The following is a 13,515-nucleotide window of genomic DNA, read 5'->3' on the forward strand; positions in this document are numbered from 1 at the left end:
CGCGCGGGGCGATGGAAAAGCGACACCTTGCGCCACGCCTGCGGTGCGACCAATGATCATGCCCGCGCCATTTGCCGCCAAACGCCGTGCGGATGATGGTATAGCAGAGGCGAATCCAACTCTGACCTGCCGGTTCCCCATGCTCCTGTTCGCCTTCGCCACGCTTTTACCGCTGCCCCTGCTCGCGCTCGCTGCCCTGCAGGGCGGGGTCTGGGTGCTGGCGGCGCTGCTTTACATGACGGTTTTCACCTATCTGCTGGACCAGCTCGTTGTCATCGCACAGCCGCAAGCCGCTGATCCCACTGCTGAATTCCCCGCCGCTGACGCACTATGCGTCATGCTTGGCATTGGCCATCTGGCGCTGCTGGCGTTGATCGTCTGGACCATCGGGCAGCGTCCCCTTGGGCTGCCCAGCACGATCGGGCTGGTTGCGGCGGCGGGGCTTTATTTCGGGCAGGTGAGCAATTCGAACGCGCACGAGCTGATCCACAAGGGTGGGCACGGACTGCACCGGCTGGGGCAATGGGTCTATATCTCGATGCTTTACGGACATCACACCTCGGCGCATGTGCTGATCCATCACCGCCTTGTCGCCACGCCTGATGACCCCGCGACCGCGCGCCTTGGCGAAGGGTTTTGGGCCTACGCCCCCCGCGCTTGGATCGGTGCCTTTCGCGCAGGGATGCAGGCCGAAACGGCGCGGCTGGACCGTGTCGGACGCAGCACGTGGCATCATCCTTATGTTGTCTATCTGGGCGGCGGCGCGGCGATGCTGATCGCGGCCTTTGCCCTTGGCGGCGTACGCGGGTTTGCCGGATATCTGGCGCTGGTCGCCTATGCGCAGGTGCAACTGCTGCTGTCGGATTATGTGCAACACTATGGTTTGATGCGCAAAACTGGCCCCGACGGCAAGCTAGAGCCGGTCGGTGCCCGCCATAGCTGGAACGCGCCGCATTGGTTTTCCGCCGCACTGATGCTGAATGCGCCGCGCCATGCTGATCACCATGCGCATCCCGCGCGTCCGTTTCCGGCGCTGAATATCGACAAGGCAAGCCCCACCCTGCCAAGGTCCCTGCCCGCAATGGCATCGCTGGCGCTGGTCCCACCGCTGTGGCGGCGCGTGATGGACCGCCGCGTGCGGCGCTGGACGCAGGCATGATTCGAGCGCTGGCATTGGCGATATGCTTCGCCACGCCTGCGGCGGCTCAGGTGCTGGATGGGGATGGCTTTGACGCCTATGTCAGCGGCAAAACCCTGACCTTTGCCCAGCCCGACGGCACACCCTTTGGGGTAGAGGCTTATAGCGCGGACCGCAGCGTGACATGGTCCGCCGCGCCGGGCCTGTGCCAGACGGGGCGCTGGTTCGACCGGGGCGAGCTAATTTGCTTTACCTACGACACTGATCCGGCCCCGAAATGCTGGACCGTCACCCGCACCGAACGGGGTCTGCGGGCGCAATCCACCACCGGCACCGTGCTGTTCGAGGCGACAGAGGCCCCTATCCCGCTGGTCTGCCCGGGGCCAGAGCTGCTGTCCTAGACCGTCACGCGGCCATCGGCGAATTCAATCTCGACCTGCGCTGCATCTTTGACACCCTGCGCCGTCGTCACGACCGCACCATCCGCGCGCACCACGGCATAGCCGCGCTTGAGCGTTTCCTTATAGCCCAGCGTTTCACGGACGCGGTCAAGCTGCGCCAGACGGGCGCGGCGCTGATCTTGCTGGCGGGCGGCGCGGTCAGACAGACGTTGCAGCCAATCGTCCAGCCGCTCTCGCTTGCGAGTCAGGTCAGGCGGGATCAGCCGTTGCCCAGCCAGTTTCGCCCCGGCGTCAGCCACGCGGCGCTGCAAGGCCGGGTCCAGCCGCGCGCCAAGGGTATCAAGCCTGCGCCGCTGCTCTGCGATGCCGCGCTGCAAGACCGCAGGGCGCAGGGCAGCATTCGCCAGCTGCACCCGCTTTTTCGCCGCCGCCGCATTCAAGGCCGCAGGCAGGCGTTCACCCAGATAATCCAGCCGCTGGCGCGGCCCCTGCAACAAGGCGTCGGACTGCGGCAAGGCGCGGGCCAGATCGCGCACGCGCTGCTGGCGCAGGCCAAGCCCTTGGGTCACGGCCCGGCTGATGCGCGCGCCTTGGTTGTCCAGCGCCGCGAACAGATCCATCCGCACCGGCACAGCCATTTCGGCCGCTGCCGTTGGGGTCGGCGCGCGGCGGTCCGACACGAAATCGATCAGCGTCGTGTCCGTTTCGTGCCCCACGGCAGAAATCAGCGGGATGTTGCTGTCGAATGCGGCGCGGGCGACGATTTCTTCGTTAAAGCCCCAAAGATCCTCGAGCGAGCCGCCGCCGCGCGCGACGATCAACAAATCAGGGCGCGGCAAGGCCCCGCCGGGGGTTAGCGCGTTAAATCCGCGAATCGCCGCCGCGACCTCTGCCGCGCATTTCGCGCCTTGCACGGCCACGGGCCACACCAAGACCTTGCGCGGAAAACGATCCCGCAGACGATGCAAAATATCGCGGATCACCGCGCCAGAGGGGGATGTGACAACGCCGATGATGTCCGGCAGGAACGGCAGTGGCTGCTTGTGCGTGGCTTCGAACAACCCCTCGGCCTGCAGCAACGCTTTGCGCTTTTCCAGCATCGCCATCAGGGCACCGGCCCCGGCGGGGGCGATATCTTCGATGATTATCTGATACTTAGACTGACCGGGGAAGGTCGTCAGCTTGCCTGTGGCGACGACTTCCATGCCTTCTTCTGGCAGTTGCGGCAGCGCATCAGCGCGGCCTTTCCAGATGATGCCAGAAATAACCGAACGGTCGTCCTTTAGGTCCAGATACATATGCCCGGACCGAGGCCGCGACACGCGCCCGACCTCGCCGCGGATGCGGACATGGCCAAATTCACCCTCGATCATCGTCTTCACGGCGCCAGAAATTTCACTGACCGTAAATTCGGGTGCATTGCTGGCGGGGGTGGCGTGTTCAAAAAGGTCCATCGGTGCGCCCTTGTGGTGTGTCGGCGCTGACCTTAGAACGCATCCCAACCAAGGCCAAGCGGAGAGACCCCCATGAACATCCTGATCCTGGGCAACGGCGGACGCGAACATGCGCTGGCCTGGGCCATCAAGCAGAACCCAAAGTGCGATCGCCTGATCGTCGCGCCCGGCAATGCGGGCATCGCGCAGGTTGCCGAGTGCGCCGCGCTGGACATTCTGGACGGGGCAGCGGTGGTCGATTTCGCCGCGCAGAACGCGATTGATTTCATCATCGTCGGGCCAGAAGCCCCCCTTGCTGCCGGTGTTGCCGACACATGCCGCGCCGCAGGGTTTTCAGTTTTCGGACCTTCTGCTGCCGCAGCGGCCCTGGAATCGTCGAAATCTTTCACAAAAGCGATCTGCGATGCCTGCGACGCGCCGACAGCCGCCTATGGCCACTTTACCCACCGCGATGACGCGCGGGACTACGTGCAGACCCAAGGCGCGCCCATCGTGATCAAGGCTGACGGCCTTGCCGCAGGCAAAGGCGTCGTCGTCGCCATGACAATGGAGGAAGCGCTGGCCGCCATCGACGACATGATGGGCGGCCAATTCGGCGACGCCGGGGCCGAGGTTGTGGTCGAAGAGTTCATGGACGGCGAAGAGGCGTCTTTCTTTGTGCTGTGCGACGGCAAGACCGTGCTGCCGATCGGCACAGCGCAGGACCACAAACGCGCCTATGATGGCGACACCGGCCCCAACACGGGCGGCATGGGGGCCTACACCCCTGCCCCGGTGATGACGGACGCCGTGACGCAAAAGGCGCTGGACCAGATCGTGCGCCCGACGATGGCTGCAATGGCCGCGCGCGGCACGCCGTTTACCGGCGTTTTGTTCGTCGGGCTAATGATCAAGGACGGCCAGCCGCGTCTGGTGGAATACAACGTCCGCTTTGGCGATCCGGAATGTCAGGGGCTGATGATGCGCCTTGGCGGTCAGGTCTTGGATCTGCTGCAAGCCTGCGCCGAAGGGCGGCTGGACGGCGAGCAGGTGCACTGGGCAGACGATCATGCGCTGACGGTCGTGATGGCCGCCAATGGCTATCCGGGCACCTATGAAAAGGGCACCGCGATCCACGGCCTTGGCGATCTGCCAGAGGACAGCTTTCACATGACCTTTCACGCGGGCACGGCCGAATCGAGCGAAGGTCAGATCATCGCGAACGGTGGGCGCGTGCTGGGAATCACCGCACGCGGCGACACGCTGGAACAGGCCCACGCGCGGGCCTATGCCATGGTCGATGCGATTGATTGGCCCGAAGGGTTCTGCCGCCGTGACATCGGCTGGCGCGCACTTAGCTAAGGCTAGCTGCCGATTTTTCGGACGGAAAATCGGCAGCGATCAGGCGCAGGCATTTCGCCTAAGCGCCTCGCTTCATTAAAAAATAAGCCCCGATACGAAGAAAGGCCGCACCCTCCCAAGTGCGGCCTTCCCTCCTCCCTGATAGATCGGGCTTACGCCGCGCGACCCACCAGAACCGAACCGATCTCTTCTGCTGCGGCCTTCTCATCGTTGCCGGCCACGGCAGCAATCTCGCGTGTCAGACGCTCCAAAGCGGCCTCATACAGCTGACGCTCAGAGTAGCTTTGTTCGCGCTGGTCATCTGCACGATGCAGGTCCCGGACGACTTCTGCAATAGCAATTAGATCGCCAGAGTTGATCTTTTGCTCATATTCTTGCGCGCGACGTGACCACATGGCTTTCTTGACCTTGGCCTTACCGCGCAGCGTTTTCATGGCGTGACTGACGACGTCAGGCGTGGACAAAGCGCGCATGCCGACTTCGGTGGCCTTATGTGTCGGCACCCGCAGCGTCATCTTGTCTTTTTCAAAGGCGATGACGAACATTTCCAGCTCAAATCCCGCCACTTCCTGCGTCTCGACCGAGACGATTTTACCGACGCCATGGGCGGGGTAGACAACGAATTCGTTTGGTTGGAACTCTTTTTTCTTTGACTTGCTCATGGCAATCCTTTCTGTGACCCGAACGGCAAAAGACCCCGGCGGTGACAGTCGTCATCGTCAGGGCTGGTGGCACCGAAATTGGGTCAGGTCATTGGCAGCATTGCGCTTACCATACCACAAAATTCACCCCCGCGAAAGGGTCGTGTATGGTAGATCAAAGCTGCGCAAAACCAAAGGCTTGCGCAGCAGCTTTGTACCGAATCAGCCGCCTTCGCCGGGGGCTTCGCTGAACAGGTCCATCTTGCCCGGCTTGCCGTCCATTTCCTCTGCATTTGGCAAAGGATCTTTCTTGGTGATGATGACCGGCCACTTTTCCGAATACTTGCGGTTAAATTCGACCCACTTTTCCATGTCCGGCTCTGTATCAGGGCGGATCGCGTCAGCAGGGCATTCAGGTTCGCACACGCCGCAGTCGATGCATTCGTCAGGGTGGATCACCAGCATGTTTTCGCCTTCGTAGAAGCAGTCCACGGGGCAGACTTCGACGCAGTCGGTAAATTTGCAGGCAATGCAGTTGTCGTTGACGATATAGGTCATGGGCGTTGTTCCGGCTCTGGTTTGGGGGACTTGCTAGGCCAGCGGGCGGGATCATTCAAGCGCGAATGGATCGCCCCGGCCCTTGGCGGCCATCAAGTCTCGGCGATCTTTACCTGTCGGACGTCCGCCGCCGTCGAATCGCGGATTGGCGGGGGTCTTTTCCACAGGCGGTGACATGTCTTCGTACAGCGCTTGCGCCTCTGGCGCGGGGCCCCGGCGGGTGCCGCAGGCGATGATCTTGACCACACGCACTTGGCGTTCTTGGGAAAAGGTCAAAACGTCGCCCTGCCCCACCGCCCTTGCGGGTTTAGGGGCAGGCGCGCCGTTTACACGGACATGGCCCGCGCTGATGACACCGGCGCTGATGCTGCGCGATTTAAAGAACCGCGCATGCCAAAGCCATTTGTCCAGCCGGACCGTGTCACGCTCTTCGGTCAACTTGGCTTGAAGCCTTGCAAGGCGGCCGCAAAGGGGTTGTCCGGGTCGATTTTCTTCTCAGTCCGCTGCGGCTTCGCGGCAAAGTTTTGCGGCTTGTCGTCAGGCTTTGGCCCGCGCTTGCCTTGCGGCTTGCCCCGACGCGGCTTGTCGCCAGCGGGTTTGTCGCCGCCCTGCTTGCGCTGCGCATCACCACCGCGACCAGCCGGACGACCCGTCTGACGTGCGGCGCGGCCACCCCAAGTGAAGGTGTAGAACACCTCCATCTCTGCAGCAGGCGCATCAGCCTGTGCCACAGCGTCTGCTTCTGCTGCTGGAGCAGGTGCTGCATCAGCGGCGGGTTCGACCGCAGGCGCGGCCTCAACCTCTGGCGCATTGCCTTCTTCGACCATACCAGTCGTCGAATCGCCGATGGCGTCCAGCTGTGTGACGATTTCAGCCTTTGCCGGTGCGGCAGCGGCTTTCACCTTCGCCCGCTCGCCCTTTTCGGCGGCATAACCAAGGCCGCCCATCAGGTCGGCGAATTGGTCCAGCGTGGTGCCCGTGATCGACAGCATGTCAGGAACAGCCTCGAACCCGGCTTTGCTGTTTTTGTCGCGCAGCAGGTCGGCCAGACGTTCCAGCATGTCGATGCGAATCGCACGTGTGCCAGCGGCGCGGTAACCGGCCATGGCGTAATAACCGGCGTGGGCATCCGTGCTGGCAGGCACTGTTACCAGACCGGGGGGCGGGCTTTCGGGGAATTCCTGCAGGTTGTTCTGCAGGGACCAGAGCACCAGCCGCAGCCGTGTCGGCGCGGGCTTCAGCAGCAGCGGCAGAAAGACAGTGAACTGACCAAAGCGGATACCATGCTTGCGCAATGCGCCGCGGGCTTCTTGGTCCAGCGCCTTCACCTCGTCGGCGACGTCGCCGCGGGGGATGATGCCGAAGTGTTCGGCCATGCGAAAGGCAAAGCCCTTGGCAAGACCGGTCAGCGTGTCGTCATTTTTCAGCGCCAGCAGCGGCTCCATCGCTGTCGCAACCTTGCGGTCGATGAAATGCTGCAGGCGGCGCTGCACCTTGGCAGCAACATCCGTGCCAGCCTCGTCATCAACAAAAGCGACAACCTTGGGCTTCATGGGATCATCGCCTTGGGCCAGTTTGCCCACGGCTTGATCGCCCCACATCAGGCCACCCTGTTCGGTAAAATCCATTTCCGTGTCGGGGGCGTTATAGAAACGGTCCGCCCGCAGATGGAAATGCGGCACCAGCGCTTGCGCGCTTGCTTGCCGCAGCGTCTTGGCCTCGTCCGGGCTTCCGGCTTTGTCCATACGGAACCGGAAACCTTCAAGACGACCGATGAATTCACCCTCGATCGTCACTTCGCCCTTGTCGTTTACGTCAGCCAAGAGGCTCTCCTTCTGTTTGAGCCGGCGAAGCAATACGGATGTCCGCCGGTCCACAAATCTTTGCGCCAATGCACCATGTAGTGCATCCGATAGGCGGTCTTCTACAGCGCGGGTCTGGTCACGCCAATGGTTTTCGTCCCGCAGCCAGCCTTTGCGCTGTGCCACATAGGTCCAAGTGCGGATATATGCCAATCGTTTCGACAATGTGTCGATATCGCCGTCATCCCGGTCAATCCGCGCAACCTGCAATGCAAACCAGTTTTCGTCGATATGACCGATCTGGTGCAAGTCAGTGAATATACGCGTAAGTAGGCCCGCGTGTTCCCCTTTACTGATGCCGCGAAAGTCCGGCACGCGGCACACATCCCACAAAAGGCGCACCGAAGGGCCGTCCTTGGCGCGGGCTGCGATAATCTCGTCATTGCCCAGCGCGCGCAGGGCTGCCAGATCGTCGCTTTCGCGCACGCGGGTCAGCCAGTCGTTGTCAGTCCGCTCTTCGAGCGTTTGCAAAAGCCGCTTGATAGAGCCGAATTGCAGGGATGAGTTGCGCCAGTGCAGTTTTTTGATCGGTTGGAACTGGTGATTGGTGATCTGATTGATCACCCCCTCGTCCAGCTCTTGCGCCTCTCCCGTCACGCCAAAGGTGCCGGGGGCAAGGTGCCGCCCGGCCCGGCCCGCGATCTGCGCCAGCTCGTCGGGGCGCAACTCGCGCATCCGGTGGCCGTCGAATTTCGTCGTGGCCGAAAAGGCGACGTGTTTAATATCAAGGTTCAGCCCCATGCCGATGGCATCGGTGGCGACCAGATAATCCACATCGCCATTTTGATACATCTCGACCTGCGCATTGCGGGTCCGCGGGGATAGCGCGCCCATCACAACCGCAGCGCCGCCCTTTTGGCGGCGGATCAATTCGGCGATGGCATAGCAATTTTCAACCGAAAACCCGACAATCGCGGCCCTTGGCGGCATCCGGCTTAGCTTTTTCGAACCTGCATAGGTCAGCTCCGAAAACCGCTCTCGGCGCATGATCGTGACCTCTGGGATCATCGCGATGATCGCCTGCCGCATGGTGTCAGCGCCCATGAACAGAGTCTCATGCAGGCCGCGTGCATGCAGCAGCCGGTCGGTAAAGACATGGCCCCGCGCGTCATCTGCGCAAAGCTGGATTTCATCCACCGCCAGAAAATCGCATCCCAGCCCCTCTGGCATCGCCTCGACAGTGCAGACCCAATAGGCAGTACGCGGGGGCACGATGCGTTCTTCGCCCGTCACCAGCGCGACAACGCCGGGTCCGCGCGCCTTAACAATCCGGTCATACACCTCACGCGCAAGCAGCCGCAGCGGCAAGCCGATGACCCCCGTGCGGTGCCCCAGCATCCGCTCGATCGCATAGTGCGTCTTGCCGGTGTTTGTCGGCCCCAAAACGGCCGTCACGCGGGATGGTTGCATATCGGTCCCCGCAGGAACGGCACTGACCTTACAGGGTCACGCCGTCCATTTCGACAGTCAGACGGTCGGCAGCGTCCTGCACACCTTCCGCGTTGGGCGCAATCTTTAGGATTCGCGCATAGACCTCAAGCGCGTCTTGCGGCCGGTCCAGTTCTTCCAAAATGACGGCCAGACCGCTCATGGCACCAAAATGGCGCGGGTTCAGCGCCAGCGTGTCCTGAATATCGGCCAGTGCTGGACCAATTTGGCCAGACAGATAAAACGCCGTGGCGCGGCCGTTATAGCCTTCGGCAAACTGGGGGGCATGATCGATCAGCGCGCTATAGTGCTGGATCGCCAGCGGAAGATCACCCGCAGTGATCGCATCCTGCCCCCGGCGCAGCAGCAAATCCATCGCAGCAGACCCGCTGCGCGACCATTGCGCCGCGATTTGCCCTTGGATCTGCGATGTCTCTTCGGGGTCCGCCTGAACCAACCGGTCAAACAGCGCGTCCAGCTCTGCGGTTTGCGCAAACGCAGGCGCGGTGCTGAGGATCCCCAGCACAAATGCCGCAGCGGCACGATTGATGACTTTTCTAACCTTGGCCATACATCCAATGTAACGTAACCAGCGCCCGATACCAGTGGCGCTCCCTCACAACCGCGACAAAGGATTAATCACATGAGCGATGTCATCACCCAGGCCGTGGCCCAGTTGAACGAAAAAATGGACGGCGGCTTTGACGGCACGGCCAAGTTCGTTGTCGAAGGCGAAGGCGCGATCATGATCGATCAGGACGGTGCACGCGCGGGCGACGACGACGCAGACGTGACCCTGACCGCATCCCGCGACACGTTCGAGGGCATCCTGAACGGCGAAGAAAACGCGACTGCCGCCTTTATGACCGGCAAGCTGACGATCGACGGCGACATGGGCAAGGCGATGCAGCTCGCCGCCGTGCTGGCCTAATGCGGTACGCCCCCCTGCATGCGGACGTCGCGGATGGCCCGGATGCAGGGGCGGCGCATTGGCTGCAAACCACTGACAACGCGAAAATCCGCGTCGGTCACTGGGTTTCGGACGCGGATCGCGGCACAGTCCTGCTGCTGCCCGGCCGCACCGAATATATCGAAAAATATGGCCGCGCAGCCGCTGATCTGCGCGCACGCGGCTATGCCACAATCACGATCGACTGGCGCGGCCAAGGCCTATCAGATCGCGCCGCACCCGACCGCGCGACGGGCCACGTTGCCGACTTTGGTGATTTTCAAAAAGACGTCGCCGCCATGCTCACCCATGCCCGCGATCTGGGCCTGCCCAAGCCATTTTATATGATCGCGCACTCCATGGGCGGTGCCATCGGCCTGCGGGCCTTGATCGAAGGCCTGCCGGTGCGCGCCGCTGTCTTCTCTGCCCCGATGTGGGGCATCCAAATGGCCGCCGCCCTGCGTCCTTTCGCTTGGGGTATCTCATCCATCGCCCGCCGCGTCGGCCTCGATTCCCGCATGGCCCCGGGGCAAGAGCGTGAAACCTACCTGAACCGCATTGCAATGGGTGAAAACACCCTCACCTCTGATCCAGAGATGTTCGCCCATATGCAGCACCAACTGGCGACCCACGCTGATCTCGCCTTGGGCGGCCCATCGCTCCGCTGGCTGAACGAATCGCTGATTGATATGCGCCGCATGTCCCGCCTCGCATCCCCCCGCGTGCCCGCGACAACCTTTCTTGGCACCGCCGAATCCATCGTCGACCCCGCCCGCATCCACGACCGCATGGCCCGCTGGCCCGGCGGCACATTGGAAATCGTCGAAGGCGGCAAGCACGAAACCATGATGGAAGGGCCAGAGGTCCGCAGCCGTTTCTTCGACACCGCCGCCGCCCTCTTCGCCGCACATACTTAGGCCAAGTCCCCAAGCTTTCGTTCCCCCCAAATCCGCCCGCCTACGGCACCCTTATCGCTCAGATCGCTAAAAACCTCAGTTCAATCCCCATCATCTTGCCCCAAATACTCCCGCCGGAGGCTCGATCCCCGCCAAGGCAATCCGCCCGCGCCGTAAATCCCCCCTCGCTACAAATCCCCCTCGCCAAACCGCCCCCCTGCCCTAAATCCGCTTCATGGCAGATGTACTCACCTTCACCGACAGCGGCATTTACTGCCCCGCAGGCGATTTTTATATCGACCCTTGGCGGCCCGTAGACCGTGCGCTGATCACCCATGGCCACGCCGATCATTCGCGCTGGGGGATGAAAAGTTATCTGGCAACGCAGGCCGCCGCCCCTGTGATGCGGCACCGCCTTGGCGATGTGTCGATCGACACCATCCGCTACAGCGAAACCCGCCAGATCGGCGGGGCCAAGGTGTCGTTCCACCCCGCTGGCCATGTCCCCGGATCAGCCCAGATCCGGGTCGAGGTCGCGGGCGAGGTCTGGGTCGCCTCGGGCGATTATAAAACCGTGACTGACGGGCTATCGGAACCGTTCGAACCGGTGCAATGCCATGCCTTCATTACCGAATGCACCTTTGGCCTGCCGATCTTTAAATGGCTCGAAGAAGCCACCCTAACCACCCAGATCAACGCCTGGTGGGCCGCCAACGCGGCAGAGGGACGCACGTCAATCATCGGGGCCTATGCCCTTGGCAAGGCGCAGCGCCTGCTGACTTGCGTCGACCCCGATATCGGCCCGATCCTGACGCATGGCGCAGTGGAAAACACCAACGCGGTGCTGCGGGCGCAGGGCGTCAAGCTGCCGGATACCATCCGCGTGACGCCCGAAACCAAAGGTGCCGACCACCCGGGTGCCCTGGTGATCGCCACGCCCAGCGCGCTTGGCACGTCTTGGGGGCGCAGGTTCGGGCCGTCGTCCACGGCCTTTGCCTCTGGCTGGATGGCCTTGCGCGGGGTGCGGCGGCGCAGGGCGGCGGACCGGGGCTTTGTCGTCAGCGATCACGCCGACTGGGACGGGCTGAACACCGCGATCCGCGAAACTGGCGCGACCAAGATTTTCGCCACCCACGGCTACACCGCTGCCTTTCAGCGCTGGCTGGCAGAGGAAGGCTATGACGCCCATATCGTCAGCACCGAATATAGCGGAGAGCAGGTAGACGAGGCTGACGACACCGCGGCAGAGCCGTCATGAAAGAGTTTGCCGCTCTTTACGCCCGCATTGACGAATCCACCAAGACCACGGTCAAGGTCGCTGCCTTGGCCGACTATTTCCGCACCGCGCCAGATGACGACAAGTTATGGACCGTCGCCCTCTTTTCCGGCCGCCGCCCCAAACGCACCATCACTGCCACGCGTCTGCGCGAATGGGCGGCAGAACGGGGCGGCATCCCGCTGTGGCTGTTCGAGGAATCCTACGGCATCGTTGGCGATTTGGCGGAAACCATCAGCCTGATCCTGCCCGACGCCACAGGCAGTGACGACTGCTCGCTGACCTATTGGATCGGTGAGATTGCCCGCCTGTCCGCCACAGACGATGACACGCGCAAGGCTGGCATCCTTGCCGCATGGGACAGCCTGCCCGGCCCGCAACGCTATCTTTTCACCAAACTGCTGACCGGATCGTTCCGCGTCGGCGTCAGCCGCAAACTGATGACCCGCGCGCTGGCGCAGGCAACAAACGGGGACGAAGCGAACCTGACCCACCGCCTGATGGGCAACTGGACGCCTGATACAACGACATGGGCTGCGCTGATCGAAACCACCGATCCCAGCACCGATCTGTCACGCCCATACCCGTTCTACCTTGCTTACGGGCTAGAGGATCTTGCCGATCTTGGCCCCGCCAGCGATTGGTCGGCAGAGTGGAAATGGGACGGCATTCGCGGCCAGTTCATCATGCGCGGCGGCGAGCATCACCTGTGGTCGCGCGGCGAAGACCTGATGACCGACCGCTTTCCCGAGTTGGCGCAGCTGCGCGACTATCTGCCGGACGGCACGGTGATCGACGGCGAGGTGCTAGGATACCGCGATGGCGCGCCTTTGTCGTTCAACACCCTGCAAGCCCGCATCGGCCGCAAAACCGTGCCCAAAAAGCTGCTGACCGAAGCGCCCGTGATCCTGATGGCCTATGATCTGCTAGAGGACGCTGGCACCGATATCCGCGACCATCCCTTTGCCGACCGCCGCGCCCGATTGGCGCAGATCGTCGGTGCCGCACCAGACAGCGCCCCGCTGCGCCTGTCGCCTGCCGTGGATTTCACCGATTGGGACAGCCTTGCCGCCCAGCGCGACACCAGCAGGGACCGTCTGGCCGAGGGCGTGATGCTAAAACGGCGCGACAGCCGTTACCTTGCGGGACGCAAAAAAGGCGACTGGTGGAAATGGAAGGTTGATCCGCTGACGATTGACGCCGTGATGATTTACGCGCAGCAAGGATCAGGCCGCCGCGCCAATCTATTTACCGATTATACCTTTGCGGTTTGGGACGGCGACGACCTTGTCCCCTTTGCGAAGGCGTATTCCGGCCTAACGGATGCGGAATTCCGGCAAATCACCGCTTGGGTACGCAAGAACACCTTGCAGAAATTTGGCCCAGTGCGGCAAGTCACGGCAGAACATGTCTTCGAGCTTGCGTTCGAGGGCATTCAAGCCAGCCCGCGCCATAAATCCGGCGTCGCCCTGCGGTTCCCTCGGATGCTGCGCTGGCGCCACGACAAACCGCTGCGCGAGGCGAATACGCTAGCAGACCTAAAGGGGATGTTGGCCCAATACGGATAACAG

The 13,515-nt window shown here is 62.5% G+C and carries 13 protein-coding genes; 7 read left to right on the forward strand and 6 right to left on the reverse strand.

Going from position 1 to position 13,515, the window contains the following annotated elements; translation table 11 throughout:
* Positions 1-58: 58 nt before the first annotated feature.
* Both KBW81_RS10870 and KBW81_RS10875 read left to right on the forward strand, forming a co-directional pair.
* Complete coding sequence (locus KBW81_RS10870; protein ID WP_367305284.1) at positions 59-1,159, forward strand: alkane 1-monooxygenase; 1,101 nt, start codon at positions 59-61, stop codon at positions 1,157-1,159.
* Positions 1,156-1,539, forward strand: a complete 384-nt coding sequence (locus KBW81_RS10875; RefSeq protein WP_254247185.1) for a hypothetical protein — start codon at positions 1,156-1,158, stop codon at positions 1,537-1,539. The genes KBW81_RS10870 and KBW81_RS10875 overlap by 4 nt, the downstream gene beginning before the upstream one ends.
* On the opposite strand, the gene xseA is transcribed toward KBW81_RS10875, so the two are convergent.
* Complete coding sequence (xseA, locus tag KBW81_RS10880) at positions 1,536-2,993, reverse strand: exodeoxyribonuclease VII large subunit (protein WP_254247186.1); 1,458 nt, start codon at positions 2,991-2,993, stop codon at positions 1,536-1,538. The two genes, KBW81_RS10875 and xseA, sit on opposite strands and share 4 nt — an antisense overlap.
* 72 nt (positions 2,994-3,065) lie before the next feature.
* Here xseA and purD point away from each other — a divergent pair, with 72 nt between their 5' ends.
* Complete coding sequence (purD, locus tag KBW81_RS10885) at positions 3,066-4,334, forward strand: phosphoribosylamine--glycine ligase (protein ID WP_254247187.1); 1,269 nt, start codon at positions 3,066-3,068, stop codon at positions 4,332-4,334.
* A 152-nt stretch (positions 4,335-4,486) separates the two neighbouring features.
* Here purD and KBW81_RS10890 read toward each other — a convergent pair whose 3' ends face one another.
* The 5 genes from KBW81_RS10890 to KBW81_RS10910 form a co-directional block, all read right to left on the reverse strand.
* Complete coding sequence (locus tag KBW81_RS10890) at positions 4,487-4,996, reverse strand: CarD family transcriptional regulator (protein ID WP_090189287.1); 510 nt, start codon at positions 4,994-4,996, stop codon at positions 4,487-4,489.
* A gap of 201 nt (positions 4,997-5,197) precedes the next feature.
* Entirely contained in the window at positions 5,198-5,533 is a 336-nt protein-coding gene (gene fdxA, locus KBW81_RS10895; RefSeq protein WP_090189285.1) for a ferredoxin FdxA, read from the reverse strand.
* 51 nt (positions 5,534-5,584) lie between these two features.
* The gene (locus tag KBW81_RS10900; RefSeq protein ID WP_254247188.1) at positions 5,585-5,971 is read right to left on the reverse strand and encodes an RNA-binding S4 domain-containing protein; all 387 of its coding nucleotides are present in this window, start codon (positions 5,969-5,971) and stop codon (positions 5,585-5,587) included.
* On the reverse strand, positions 5,968-8,805 hold the full coding sequence (locus tag KBW81_RS10905; RefSeq protein WP_254247189.1) for a helicase-related protein: 2,838 nt from the start codon (positions 8,803-8,805) through the stop codon (positions 5,968-5,970). The genes KBW81_RS10900 and KBW81_RS10905 overlap by 4 nt, the downstream gene beginning before the upstream one ends.
* Positions 8,806-8,833: 28 nt before the next feature.
* Positions 8,834-9,394, reverse strand: coding sequence for a tetratricopeptide repeat protein (locus tag KBW81_RS10910; protein WP_090189278.1), 561 nt, complete (start codon positions 9,392-9,394; stop codon positions 8,834-8,836).
* 72 nt (positions 9,395-9,466) lie between these two features.
* Here KBW81_RS10910 and KBW81_RS10915 point away from each other — a divergent pair, with 72 nt between their 5' ends.
* The 4 genes from KBW81_RS10915 (at position 9,467) to KBW81_RS10930 (ending at position 13,512) form a co-directional block, all read left to right on the forward strand.
* On the forward strand, positions 9,467-9,754 hold the full coding sequence (locus KBW81_RS10915; RefSeq protein WP_090189276.1) for an SCP2 sterol-binding domain-containing protein: 288 nt from the start codon (positions 9,467-9,469) through the stop codon (positions 9,752-9,754).
* Positions 9,754-10,689 carry an alpha/beta fold hydrolase gene (locus KBW81_RS10920; RefSeq protein WP_254247190.1) on the forward strand — a complete coding sequence of 312 codons (936 nt, stop codon included), beginning with the start codon at positions 9,754-9,756 and terminating at the stop codon, positions 10,687-10,689. Before KBW81_RS10915 ends, KBW81_RS10920 begins: the two co-directional genes overlap by 1 nt.
* A 214-nt stretch (positions 10,690-10,903) precedes the next feature.
* Positions 10,904-11,926 (forward strand): ligase-associated DNA damage response exonuclease, encoded by a 1,023-nt coding sequence (locus KBW81_RS10925; RefSeq protein WP_254247191.1) that lies wholly within the window; start codon positions 10,904-10,906, stop codon positions 11,924-11,926.
* The gene (locus tag KBW81_RS10930; protein ID WP_254247192.1) at positions 11,923-13,512 is read left to right on the forward strand and encodes an ATP-dependent DNA ligase; all 1,590 of its coding nucleotides are present in this window, start codon (positions 11,923-11,925) and stop codon (positions 13,510-13,512) included. Before KBW81_RS10925 ends, KBW81_RS10930 begins: the two co-directional genes overlap by 4 nt.
* Positions 13,513-13,515: the final 3 nt, after the last annotated feature.

The organism is Loktanella salsilacus, assembly GCF_024206795.1.
Taxonomy (GTDB): domain Bacteria; phylum Pseudomonadota; class Alphaproteobacteria; order Rhodobacterales; family Rhodobacteraceae; genus Loktanella; species Loktanella salsilacus.

Excerpts from the sequence above, each read along its gene's own strand:
- KBW81_RS10870 (WP_367305284.1), top strand. The coding sequence starts at position 59 with ATGCCCGCGCCATTTGCCGCCAAACGCCGTGCGGATGATGGTATAGCA.
- KBW81_RS10875 (WP_254247185.1), top strand. The coding sequence starts at position 1,156 with ATGATTCGAGCGCTGGCATTGGCGATATGCTTCGCCACGCCTGCGGCG.
- xseA (WP_254247186.1), bottom strand. The coding sequence starts at position 2,993 with ATGGACCTTTTTGAACACGCCACCCCCGCCAGCAATGCACCCGAATTT.
- purD (WP_254247187.1), top strand. The coding sequence starts at position 3,066 with ATGAACATCCTGATCCTGGGCAACGGCGGACGCGAACATGCGCTGGCC.
- KBW81_RS10890 (WP_090189287.1), bottom strand. The coding sequence starts at position 4,996 with ATGAGCAAGTCAAAGAAAAAAGAGTTCCAACCAAACGAATTCGTTGTC.
- fdxA (WP_090189285.1), bottom strand. The coding sequence starts at position 5,533 with ATGACCTATATCGTCAACGACAACTGCATTGCCTGCAAATTTACCGAC.
- KBW81_RS10905 (WP_254247189.1), bottom strand. The coding sequence starts at position 8,805 with ATGCAACCATCCCGCGTGACGGCCGTTTTGGGGCCGACAAACACCGGC.
- KBW81_RS10910 (WP_090189278.1), bottom strand. The coding sequence starts at position 9,394 with ATGGCCAAGGTTAGAAAAGTCATCAATCGTGCCGCTGCGGCATTTGTG.
- KBW81_RS10915 (WP_090189276.1), top strand. The coding sequence starts at position 9,467 with ATGAGCGATGTCATCACCCAGGCCGTGGCCCAGTTGAACGAAAAAATG.
- KBW81_RS10920 (WP_254247190.1), top strand. The coding sequence starts at position 9,754 with ATGCGGTACGCCCCCCTGCATGCGGACGTCGCGGATGGCCCGGATGCA.
- KBW81_RS10925 (WP_254247191.1), top strand. The coding sequence starts at position 10,904 with ATGGCAGATGTACTCACCTTCACCGACAGCGGCATTTACTGCCCCGCA.
- KBW81_RS10930 (WP_254247192.1), top strand. The coding sequence starts at position 11,923 with ATGAAAGAGTTTGCCGCTCTTTACGCCCGCATTGACGAATCCACCAAG.